The organism is Sphingomonas hankookensis (genome assembly GCF_001619955.1).
Classification (GTDB): domain Bacteria; phylum Pseudomonadota; class Alphaproteobacteria; order Sphingomonadales; family Sphingomonadaceae; genus Sphingomonas; species Sphingomonas hankookensis_A.
Genome location: NZ_LQQO01000005.1, coordinates 1 through 11292 on the forward strand (window position 1 = coordinate 1; position 11292 = coordinate 11292).

Sequence of the window (11292 nt, forward strand, 5' to 3'; positions counted from 1 at the left end):
CCGAGCGGCGGGGCGAGCACCGCCGGTTCGAACGGCCCCTTGCCGGTGACCAGCAGCAGCCCCGACCATCCGGCATGATCCAGGTCGATCTGCAACCGGTAGCGATCGTTGCCCAGGTCCTTGATCGGCACCTCGTTGCGCGACGCCCGCAGCGCCTCCGCAAAGGCACGGCGATTCTCGATCAGCATCGCGATCCGCCCCGACGGTTCGATCCCGAGCAGCGCGAAGTCGAGCGTCGGATCGCCGATATCGATCCCGACGATCGCGCTCGCCGCCTGCCGCCCGGCATAGGCCGACCCGTCGTCCTGCGCCCGCATCTCGAACCGGCGCTGCGGCACGCTCAGCCGGTTGCGACCGTTCGCGCGGATCTGACGATAGGCGTCCAGTGCGGCGCATCCCGCCGGGGTGATGACGGCGACGTCGGCGAAATCCATCTTGCGCGCGGCGATGCCCCGATCGCGCAGCGTCTCGGCAATCTCGCGCTGCGCCTGTGCCGGGTCGCCCGCCACGCCCGTCAACGCGACATCGACCCCACCGCCCGCCGCCGCGATGTCGGTAATGCTCAGCCACGTACAGCCGACCGACGGCAGCGCGGAATCGATCGCGGAGCGCGCGTTCTGCACCGGGTCGCCCGGCACCATGACCGGCGTGCCGCCCTCGGCAGGATCGTCGCCCCCCCGCCCCGACAGGAACAGCGCGACCGCTACGACGATGGCGAGCAGCGCCGCCCCCGCCAGCCACAGCCAGCGCCGCGGCAGACCGCTCGGCGCGGCCCCCGGCACTTCCGCCGCGTCGAGTGCCGCCAGCACCGCATCCATATCGCGCAGCCGCTGCGCCGGGTCGGGTCGCACCATCCGCTCGACGACGCCGCGCAAGGGCAGCGGGACGGCGGACAGGTCCAGCCCCGCGCGTCGCTTGTCGACCGCATCGACCAGCGTGCCACCCAGCCCCAGATCCGCGCCGCGCGCGACCGCGAGGATCAGCAGCCCGAGACTATAGACATCGGTCCACGGCCCCAGCGCCCGGTCGAAATCGCCCAGTTGCTCGGGCGCGACATAGCCCAGCTTGCCGGCGAACCCGTCGCCGACGATCGTCGCCGTACCGGGGTCGAGGTCCTTGGCGATGCCGAAATCGATCAGCTTTGCCCGCTTCAGGTCGCCGCCGCCCAGCAGCACATTATCGGGTGCCACGTCACGGTGGATCGCCCCCAGCCGATGCGCCGCCGCAAGGCCGGATGCCAGCCGCCGCAACAGCGCGCCCAGCGCCGCCGGATCGGGGTTCAGCGTCGCGAGCATGTCCGACAGGCTGGTCCCGTCGATATATTCGGTGACGATGTAGAGGACGCCCAGTTCCGGCTCCATCGCCAGTACGCGGTACTGCACCACCGCCTCGTGATGCAGCCGGGTGAGCGTCTGCGCCTCGCGCTTGAACAGGGTGATGACGTTCGGATCGGCGGCCAGCGCGGGCAGCATCACCTTGATCGCGACGCGTTCGTCGGTGGCAAGGTTCGCGCCCTCGAACACCTCGCCCATGCCGCCACGTGCCAGGAAACGGCGCACGACGAACATGTGGTTCAGGACGTCGCCGGGCTGGATATGGGCGCTGCGCTGCGACACCGTGCCGCCTACGGGTTCGAACACGGTGCGATCGCCATCGCCGTCGCCCGGCTGAAACACGGTGCGGTCGTGGTCATCCTCGCCGATCATGCGACGCCTCGCCCGAGCGACAGCGTCGTCGCTTCCTCGACCGCGACCAGCACGATCGTCACATTGTCCGGCGCCCCGCCTGCCAACGCACCTTCGATCAACCGGTCGAGCGCGGCCTGCCGGTCGGGCATCGCCATCACGGCGGCAATCGTCGCCTCGTCGGTGGTCGCAGTCAGCCCGTCGCTGCACAGCAGGAACAGGTCGCCCGGCAGCGCATCGTCGGTCACGACATCGACCTCCAGCCGCGCGCCCACGCCGACGGCGCGCGCGAGCACATGGCCGCGCGGATGGTCGCGCGCCTGTTCGGGCGAGATCAGCCCGCGATCGACCATTTCCTGCACTTGGCTGTGATCGCGGGTCAGCGGGTGCAGCACACCGTCGCGCAGGACATAGGCGCGGCTGTCGCCGACCCAGATCGCCGAGAAACAGCCCTGCTGCACCAGCAGCGCGACGACGGTCGACCCCATTTGCTGCGTCCGCCGCTGCGCCTCGGCCCAGATACGGCGGTTGGCGCTGTGCACCGCATCGGCAACCGTGCGCGTGGCGTCGTGGAAATCGGCGGGCAGCGCCACCCCTTCCAAAGCCTGGACCACCGCGTTCGAGGCCCAGTCGCCATGGGCATGGCCGCCCATGCCATCGGCCACCGCCCACAGCCCCAGATCGGGGCGGGCGCAGAAGCGGTCCTCGTTGATGCGGCGCTTCAGCCCCGGATGGGTCGCGGCGACCCCGCGCGCACGGACCGCGCCGCTCATGCCAGCATCTCGCCGATCAGGTCGACCGGGCGAGCACCATTCAGCGAACGGTCCTCGCCGATCCAGCGTGCCACCGGGCGGCGAGGGGGTGCCCCCACCGCCGCCAGCCGGTCCACGTCCCAGCCTTCGGTGATCGCGGCGTAGAGCAGTTCCTCGCACGCCGCCGGATCATGGCGGTCGCCATCGGTCAGCAGCAGCAATGGAAAGCGCCGACCCACCGCATCCTGGGACGCGGCGATCGCCCCGGCTACGCCATTACCCTCCGCACGCCACGGCTGCGCCGCGTCAAACCGGTCCGCAAAATCCGGATACCGCACCCGCGCCGCCTCCATCGCCGCCGCCAGCCAGTCGTCCAGCATCCCGCGGGTCGCCGCATCCATGCCGCGCGCCACGAAATCGCCATGCGCGGGCAGCTTGCCGAAAACCCATGCCATCATAGCGCCCTCGGGCAACGGAACGACCACAGCCCGGCGCGGCTGAACGGGTTACGCTTCGTCGGCAGCGCGATGGCCAGCGTGCTGCGCGCCGCGCCGTCGCCGAACCCGGCCTCGATCCGCTGCTCGCCGGCATTGCGCTTCTCGGCACGGTCCATCAACCGGAACAGCGCCCACGGCCCTTCCGCCTCGATCCGCGCGATCTCCGGTCCCGGCGGCGCATCGCCCCCAGCCGGCGCGGCACCCGGCGTCGCGGGGCCGTAGAGGATCAGCGACGCCTCGGGCAGGCCACCATTGGCCGACCACAGCAGCGGACGTGGCTGGTTGGCTGTAGGCGTAAAGCGATAGCGGGTGCCGCCGCTCGACAGTTCGACCGTGCCGACCCCCTGCCCGAACCGCGCCACCGCGACCTTGATCGGCAGCCCGCCGGCCAGCAGGTCGCGCAGCTCGGCACTTCGCGCAAAGGCTTCCGGCGTCGCGGGGTTGAGCGCCGCCGCCACCGGATCACCCTCACGCCAGCGCCACACCGGCCCGCCGGTGTCGATCATCTTCGCCAGCCGCTGCTGCACGAAGGAATCGATCACCCCGCCCATCCCGAACACGCGCAGCGTTTCAGCCATCGGCGCGTCCGGGGCATTTGCGAAGAAAGGGTAGTGCTCCTGGGCAACCCCCTGACAGGCTGGAAGGACGCTCTGGGCATAGGCATCGGTCACCGCGCCGCTCGCCGCGCCGATCTGCGCCGCCGCCCCGCCACCTGCCGCCGCATTGACGAAGGATTGCAACTGCGGCGGAGCCTGCGCCGCCGATGCCTTGACCGTGGCGAGTGCGGTGGCCATCGCCGCCTGAGTCGCATCCGATCCGCCGCCGCCGCCGACCGACTGCGCCGCGATCACTGCCTGTCCCGCCGCCTTGATCCCGCCGATGAACTCGTCGACCGGGGCCGAACCGCGCCCGTCGCCGACATATTCGTGGAGGGTGGCGAAATAGGCGGTGATCTCGTCGCCCGCATCGATCCCGCTGGCGCGATCGCGGCCGATCTCGTTGGCGACCCGGCCCAGCCGCGAGCGATTCATGCCATAGCGCCCGGCCCGCGCCAGCCCGGCCTGCACCCCGCCGGTAAAGATCGTGTTCTTGCGCAGTTCGAGCAGCACGCGCTTCAGCGGCGACGGACTCTTGGTCAGCGCCCCGAACGCGGCGGGATCGCGGAAATAGGCGCCGGGCTTCATTGCGGCGATGATGCCGTCCCACGCCGCGATATAGTCCTTGGCATAGAGGCCGGCGACGCCCGGCCGGACGTTCGACAATTCCTCGCCGACCCCGGCTTCCCCGGCACCGCCCAGCACCCACAGGTCGCGCTTCAGATCCTGCTGCACCGTCGCCAATCCCGGCAGATACGCCTTCTCATAACCCGCGCGCGTGAAGAAATAGGGGATGCGATAGGCCGCGACCGCGTCCGGATTGGCAAAGGCCAGCACATCGCCCTGCGACAATATGTTCGCCGCCTCCCACGCCGGACCCGCCGATGCCGCCTTCTGCCGCATCACCGCATAGGCGCGGTCGGCAAGGCTCAGCGTCTGTACCGCCGCGCGGGCGGACGCGACCAGCCCGGCGTCGAGCGGCGGGCGACGGTTGGGCCACACCGACGCAATGTCGCGATCCTCCAGCAGCGCGTCGAGATGCTTGGTCAGCGCGGTGCGCTCGGCCTGGCTGTCGGCCCCGGGATAGAGTTCGCCCGCCCAGTCGGCGGTGACCCATGCCTTGACCGCCTTCGCATCCATCGGCCCCTGCTGGCCCAGCATCAGATAGACTTTGAGCGGTTCGTACAGCCGCATCGGATCGCGCCCATCGGCACGCATCACCGCCTCCAGCCGCAGCAACAGGCGCGGCAGCAGGATCCGGCGCAGCGCCACGCGATAGCTTTCCTCGGCCTGTTGGCTCAGACTCGACTGGTACAGCCCGAAGGTCATCATCAGCGGCGGTCCGCCCGCACGCCGTTCGGCATAGCCGCGCGGCAGGTTGCGCAGCGTGTCGAGCGCGGGCAGCGCCGCGCGCAGATCGGCATCATCCTCGCGCACCTGCACCAGATCGACCCCTGCCTCGCGCAGTTGGTTCTCGGCCAGCTGCGCGCGTGCCGCCAATTCGTTCTGAAACGCCCGGTTGCGGGCATAGCTGATGCCCCATGCGGTCAGCACCAGCGCGGTGACGATCCCGATCGCCGCCAACGCCGCGATCAGCCGCGCGCGGTGCCGGGTGCGCGCGCGCAGGTCGGTCGCCCCCAACCCGGCTTCGGGGAACATCACCTCGGTCAACAGCCGGTTGAGGAAATAGGCGCGGCTGCGCGTCTCCATCCCCCCGGCAGGCGTTTCGTACACATCGCCCATCGCGGCGAGGATACGGTCGAGCGGCGCCCCTTCCTGCACGCCACTGGTCAAATAGAAACCGCGCAACTGCGCCGGGGCATCGTCCCCAGCGACGAACGCGCCCTCGGCAAAGCGCATCAACCGCGCGCGCAGACTACGCAACTGCGCCGGGAAGCCCAGCATCATGCCGCGGCGGCGCTGGTCGACTTCCTCGAACAATCGCCGCGCCTGCCGGTCGGCGATCGCCTGTGCCGATATGTCGAATGCCTGCGCCAGCGCCTCGGCGCTCGGGCGACCATCGGCGTAGGGAAGCGTCGCACCGAACACCGCGCGTCGACCCTCGACATCCAGATCGTCGAAATAGGTGCCGAACCCGGCGAGCAGATCGGCCTTGGTCACGATCAGATAGACCGGGACCGCCGTTTCCAGCGTGCGGCGCAGCTCGACCAGCCGCCGCCGCACGGCACTCGCATGCGCGTCGATCGCGGCGCAGTCGCTGCCGACCAGCGTATCGACGCCGATCGCGACGATGATGCCGTTGATCGGTTGTGCCGGACGATGGCGCTTGAGCAGGTTCAGGAACGCGCTCCACCCCGCCGCATCGACGGTCGCGTCCGAATCCTGCGTCGTATAGCGGCCGGCGGTGTCGACCAGCACCGCTTCGTCGGCGAACCAGAAATCGAGGTTGCGGGTGCCGCCAACGCCCTTCGCCGCCTGTTCGACGAACGGGAAGCGCAGGCCCGAATGGAGCAATGCCGTCGTCTTGCCCGCACCCGGCGGGCCGATGATGACATACCAGGGGCGGCTGTAGAGATAGTCGCGGCGATTGCCCGACGCGTTGCGCAGCTTGGCCAGCGCATCGCCCATCCGGCTGCCCAGCGCCTTGCCCTCTTCCTCGGCCGCGTCCGGTCCGGCCAGTTCCTTGGCGATCGCGTCGGACCGCTTCTTCGCGCGCCACCGCCGCCAACCCCACCATGCGCCCCAGAGCAGCGCGATGCCGATGACGAACGCGATCCGGACGCTCCACGGCCGGAAGAAGGCGAAGAACAGCGGCAGTGCGAAGACAATGATCAGCGCCAGCACCAGCGCCGATAGCAGCGTCACCGCATACCAGTTGGTGAAGAACCGCCGCATCATGAACGCCTCGGCACGATGATCTCGACCCGGCGGTTCTGCGACTTGCCCTCCGGCGTATCGTTGGACGCGATCGGCACGCTTTCCCCCAGCCCCTTGGTCGTCACGCGCGACGGATCGGACAGGTCGTCGCGGATCAGCCGCCCTACCGTCTCCGCCCGCGCCTCCGACAGCGCCATATTGTCGGGGAAGCGGACCGTCGCGACGCGGTCGTTATCAGCATGGCCCTCGATCAGCACCGACCCCCGCTCTCCCTCGATCGCGCGACCGATGCGATGGAACAGCGTCTCGCGGCCGGCCTCCAGTTCGTCCGATCCGGATTCGAACAGCTGCCCGACGGTGGTGCGCACCCGCACCGTCTGCGCATCCTCCTCGACCGTCACCAGCCCTTCGCGGATTTCGGGTTCGAGGAATTTGGCGAGGCGCGATGCCTGTTCGCTGCGCGCCGCCGCCATCGCCTCGGCCGGACGCGACAGGGTCAGTCGGCTGTCGGGGTTGAGCGCGGCCAGCCGATCGGTCGGCAAGTCGCCGCTCGACGCCAGCATCAGCCGCAACACGGCATAGGCCAGCACCAGCAGCGCCAGCGCGCCCGCCGCCGCCAGTGCCAGGATATTCATCCCGATCCGCGCGGGCGGGGCCTTTTCCCCGCGCCAGTTCGGGACCAGTTCGACCTGCGACAGCGCGCGGACATGCGGCAGCGCGCCGTACAGCCGCGTCATGATCTCCTGCAACCGCCGCCGCCCGTCGGGCATGACGCGGAACCGTCCCTCGAACCCGGCCGCAAGGCACGCATGGAACAGCTCGATCAGGTCGAGATTGTCGTTCGGCGTGCGCAGCATGTCGTCGACCAGCTGCCAGAACCGGTCGCCGCCGATATTCTCATGGAAGAATTGCACGACCATCGACCGCCGCGCCCATTCGGCGCCATCGGTGCCGATGCCGGGCAGGTTCTGCGCGATGTCGTCGGCGGTGGCGCAGACCGCATACTTGGCGCGCTGGCGCTTTTCCTCCGGATAGTGCGGCGCGATAGCGCGCTCGAACGTCGCAATCGCCTTGGCGCATTCGCGGTGGAATTCGGGCATCGGCATCCGCACCCGCCCGGCGCGCACCGCCGCCAGCAGCGCGAGTACCGGCTCGGCCTCGGCCAGCATGATGTTGCGGACCTTTGGCGGTGTCGCGGGCAGCGGCACGTCGTCATCGGCCAGCCGCGATGGCGCGAGCGGGGCGCTGCCCGGTGCATGGCCGGTCCGCGACAAAGGCGGCGGCGCGCCATAGCCCGCGCCCGACGCCGCATTCTGTCGCAGCCCCTGCAATGGCGACGGTCGGAAGACCGTCTTGTCGCCCTCGTCGCCGTCTTCGGTCACCGCGCGCTCCGCTTCACGCACCATAGTTCGAGCTTCAGCCCCGGCCAGTCACCCGCGACATGCAGGCCCAGCGCCGTCGCCTGCTGGAACTCGGCCCAGTCCGGCACGCCGCGATCCAGCTCGAAATAGACGAAGCCCGGCAACACCCGCAGCTGTGGGGGGGGCGTCGGGGTATGGCGCAGCGGCACGCCGGGCAGCGCCGAATCGACGATCTGCCGCATCCGCTGTACCGCGCCGATCTTCGCGACCGAGGGGAACAGCCCGCGAATTTCCTCGACCGGCGCGGCGGCCGATACCGCGAGGTAGAAATAGCCGGTCTGGTACAGCGCGTGGTCGGTGATCCGCGAGACATAGGCCCCCGGCCCCGCCTGATCGAGCGGCAGCTGCACGGCGGAGCGTTCGAACACCGCCGACAGCATCGACTGGAGCAGGTCGAACACCGGATCGAAACATTGCTGCGGATCGACATGGTCGTAGCGCGGCAGCGGCGGCGCGCGGCGTTCGGGGCGGATCAGCGTCGCCAGCTCGCCCGCCATCGACACCAGCGCCTCGAACAGCCGTTCGGGATGCACCATCGGCAGATGCTGGAGATGGTCGAGCACCGGCAGCCAGCGGTTGAGCGCCTGCAGCAGCAGGAACCCGGCAAAGGTGTCCGACCCGCCATCGGTCGCCTCGACCGCACGCAGCGCCAGTTCGCCGGCGCGCTGTCCGGCGCGCCCGGCAATGTCCGACAGCCCGCCGCGCAACCGCGCCGCCGCCGCAATGTCCAGCGTCGCCGGAATATAGCGGTCGTCGAGCATCACCCGCTTGTTCTGCACCTCGCGGACCTTGGCGAGGCCGAGGGTCACCCGGCCATAGGTCTGGTCGCGGGTTACGCCGAAGCGCAGGTTCGGGCGGGCAAGGCCGACGGGCTCGCTCGTCCGGTCGCTGGAAAAGCTGTCGGCGACCTCGGCATCGTCGACCAGGAAGCGCGCATCGAGGCTGTCGCTGTCCGCCTCGCGAAACTGCACGGCACCCGGCTGCGCGACCGGCAGGGTCAACGAGATCAGCGCGTCGCGCGCATCGGCGGGGATATCGAGCGGCGGAGGCGGCGGGATATCGTCGGGAATGGCGAAGGGCGTGCCGTCGGGCAGGATGCCGGTCGCGCGCGTCACCGCGAACTTGCCGAGCGTCGCCACATCCTCGTCGATGACCAGTTCGGTCAGCCCCCAGGGCCAAGGGCGGATCGAGGCGATGCGGGCGTTCAGCTGCGCTTCGGCATGGCGGTCCTGCGCCTGAAAATGCTGCGGTCGCAGGAACATACCCTCGGACCACGCCACCCGGTTCTTCACCAACCTCTCCCCCCTTCTGGCCGGAAACAGCGCGCCGGAGCCAAGTGCATGCCAGATCGTTTCGCCACAGCAATAGCTGCCAAGGTGACGCCCGACGCTGCTATTGGTTCCAAGGGCAGGCCATGCAGCATCGCGACGATTCCGACCCGTCCTACGACCCGCGCTCCTGGGGTAGCCCGCGTCCCGCGCCGGTCCCGCCACCACCGCCGATACCGGTCGCGCGCGGGCGAAGCCGGACGCCGCTGATCGCCAGCGTCGTGGTAACCCTGGGCGGAGCGATCCTCGCCTACACGGCAAGACCGGCAGGCGACGACCTCGCCAGCCCCGCCGCCACCGCCACGCCTGGCGCATCCTACGACCAGCGCGTGCTCAACATCGCCGGCCCTGCCGCCATCGCCCCGACCCTCCGCTCGCTGGGCGTAGCCGAAGCCGACGCCACCCGCGCTGCCGAACTGGGGCAGGCTGCACTGGGCGACACACCGGGCCTGCTCCGGCTCGACGTCACGCTGGCAGGCCGCAATCTGCACGCCGCCACGCTCACCCATGCCGATGGCGGCGGCGTCGCGATCGAGCGGGCCGGCGACGGGACGCTCGCCGCCAAGCCGCTGTCGGCGAAACTCACCCGTCGCCTGCGCTTCGTGCGCGGCGAGCTGGATGGCGAAAGCTTCTACAGCTCGGCCGTGGCGGCGGGGGTCAGCGATGTGCTGGTCGGCCCGTTCGCCAACGCCTTTCGCTACGATTTCGACATCCAGCGTGAGGTCGCGCCGGGCGACATCTTCGAAGCGGGGTTCGAGGAGCGCGTCAACGCCGATGGCGAACCGGTCGGCGCGCCGCGCCTCGTCTATGCCTCGCTCGCCACCGCCGCCAAGACGCGCGCGCTCTACCTGTACCAGCTGCCCGGCGATGCAGAGGCGGAATGGTTCGACAGCAGCGGACGCAGCAGCCGCCGCGCGCTGATGCGCACCCCGGTCGATGCGGCGCGGATCAGTTCGGGCTTCGGGATGCGCGGTCACCCCATTCTGGGCTTTCGCAAGATGCACCGCGGCACCGACTTCGCCGCCCCCACCGGCACGCCGATCTTCGCGGCGGGCGACGCGACGGTCAGCTTTGCCGGCATGAAGGGCGCCAATGGCAATTTCGTCCGGCTGCGCCACGACAATGGCTGGGAAACACTCTACCTGCACATGAACCGCATCGCGCCCGCGATCATCCCGGGCAGCCGGGTGGCGCAGGGGATGCAGATCGGCGAGGTCGGCACCACCGGCCGCTCGACCGGCCCGCACCTCCATTACGAAGTGCATATCGACGGGCAGGCGGTCGACCCGATGTCGATCGAAACCGGCGGCGGCCGGTCGATTCCCACCGCTGCGATGGTCGGGTTCCGCAAGATTCGCGACGCGATCGACGCGAAACGGGCGGAGACGATGTAGCCTCATACCGGTCGCCGCCCGACGACGAGCAGGATTACGGCCAGCAGCGCGATCCCCATGGCGAAACTGCCGTTCAACCCCGCCGCCGATCCGCCCCACCGCAAAGCGCCGACCAGGTCGAGGTCGATCACCGATCCGAACGCGCCGGTGCCGGGATTGGGGTCCAGCCCCACGCCCAGCTGTTCGACGACATTCCACGCGAAATGCGCGCCGATCGCCGCACCCAGCCCGCGAACCAGCGCCAGCAACCCGAACAGCACGCCGCCCAGCAGCATGTTCGTCAGCATCACCGGCTCGACGCCGCCGGACAGCGCATGCAACGCAGCGAACGCGAGCGCCGTCAGCGGCACCGCCACGCCCGCCCCGACCCCGCGGATCAGCAGCGGTTGGACATAGCCCCGGAACATGACCTCTTCCGCCGTCACCTGGAGCAGCACCAGCAGCACGCCCAGCGGCAGCGCGATCCGTGCCGCAGGTCCGATACCCCGCCCCAGCGTCCCTGCCAGCGCGCAATAGCCGATCGCAAGCAGCAACCCGGCCAGACCAATGGCGAAACCGCCGCCAAATCCTTTGAGCGCCACCGGCCGCAACGGCACGCCAGCCACCCTCGCAAGACCCAGCGCGAGGATCAGGATCGCCCCGAACACGATCACGCCGAACCCCGCGTCCGCCGCGACCGGCGAGAGGCCCTGCACCAGATGGTCGGCGAACGGTGCCGCCCCCCACAGGCAGATCCAGGTCGCCAGCACCCCGGCCCCGGCCAGCGCGATCGCGCGCATGA

The 11292-nt window shown here is 70.0% G+C and carries 8 protein-coding genes; 1 reads left to right on the top strand and 7 read right to left on the bottom strand.

Features of this window, described 5'->3' with window-relative positions; genetic code table 11:
- From AVT10_RS04205 to tssK, 6 genes are all read right to left on the bottom strand, one after another.
- The coding region (locus AVT10_RS04205) for a serine/threonine-protein kinase (RefSeq protein WP_157092682.1) at positions 1-1706 on the bottom strand (1706 nt) is incomplete at its 3' end.
- On the bottom strand, positions 1703-2458 hold the full coding sequence (locus AVT10_RS04210) for a PP2C family protein-serine/threonine phosphatase (RefSeq protein WP_066688694.1): 756 nt from the start codon (positions 2456-2458) through the stop codon (positions 1703-1705). The genes AVT10_RS04210 and AVT10_RS04205, both read right to left, overlap by 4 nt.
- Positions 2455-2892, bottom strand: coding sequence for a type VI secretion system-associated protein TagF (gene tagF / locus AVT10_RS04215; RefSeq protein ID WP_066688696.1), 438 nt, complete (start codon positions 2890-2892; stop codon positions 2455-2457). Before tagF ends, AVT10_RS04210 begins: the two co-directional genes overlap by 4 nt.
- Positions 2892-6389, bottom strand: a complete 3498-nt coding sequence (tssM, locus tag AVT10_RS04220) for a type VI secretion system membrane subunit TssM (protein ID WP_232307869.1) — start codon at positions 6387-6389, stop codon at positions 2892-2894. The genes tagF and tssM overlap by 1 nt, the downstream gene beginning before the upstream one ends.
- Positions 6386-7750, bottom strand: coding sequence for a type IVB secretion system protein IcmH/DotU (gene icmH, locus AVT10_RS04225; RefSeq protein WP_066688975.1), 1365 nt, complete (start codon positions 7748-7750; stop codon positions 6386-6388). The genes tssM and icmH overlap by 4 nt, the downstream gene beginning before the upstream one ends.
- A complete protein-coding gene (gene tssK, locus AVT10_RS04230; protein WP_232307870.1) occupies positions 7747-9081 on the bottom strand; it encodes a type VI secretion system baseplate subunit TssK in 1335 nt (444 codons plus the stop codon). The genes icmH and tssK overlap by 4 nt, the downstream gene beginning before the upstream one ends.
- A 122-nt stretch (positions 9082-9203) precedes the next feature.
- On the opposite strand from tssK, the gene AVT10_RS04235 reads away from it, so the two are divergent.
- Positions 9204-10511: a M23 family metallopeptidase gene (locus tag AVT10_RS04235; protein ID WP_066688699.1), complete on the top strand. Its 1308-nt coding sequence runs from the start codon at positions 9204-9206 to the stop codon at positions 10509-10511.
- Positions 10512-10513: 2 nt separating this feature from the next.
- On the opposite strand, the gene AVT10_RS04240 is transcribed toward AVT10_RS04235, so the two are convergent.
- Positions 10514-11290, bottom strand: a complete 777-nt coding sequence (locus tag AVT10_RS04240; protein ID WP_084401330.1) for a CPBP family glutamic-type intramembrane protease — start codon at positions 11288-11290, stop codon at positions 10514-10516.
- Positions 11291-11292 lie beyond the last annotated feature (2 nt).

Coding starts and splice junctions, on each gene's coding strand:
- tssM (WP_232307869.1), bottom strand. CDS start 6,389: ATGATGCGGCGGTTCTTCACCAACTGGTATGCGGTGACGCTGCTATCG.
- AVT10_RS04210 (WP_066688694.1), bottom strand. CDS start 2,458: ATGAGCGGCGCGGTCCGTGCGCGCGGGGTCGCCGCGACCCATCCGGGG.
- tagF (WP_066688696.1), bottom strand. CDS start 2,892: ATGGCATGGGTTTTCGGCAAGCTGCCCGCGCATGGCGATTTCGTGGCG.
- AVT10_RS04235 (WP_066688699.1), top strand. CDS start 9,204: ATGCAGCATCGCGACGATTCCGACCCGTCCTACGACCCGCGCTCCTGG.
- AVT10_RS04240 (WP_084401330.1), bottom strand. CDS start 11,290: ATGCGCGCGATCGCGCTGGCCGGGGCCGGGGTGCTGGCGACCTGGATC.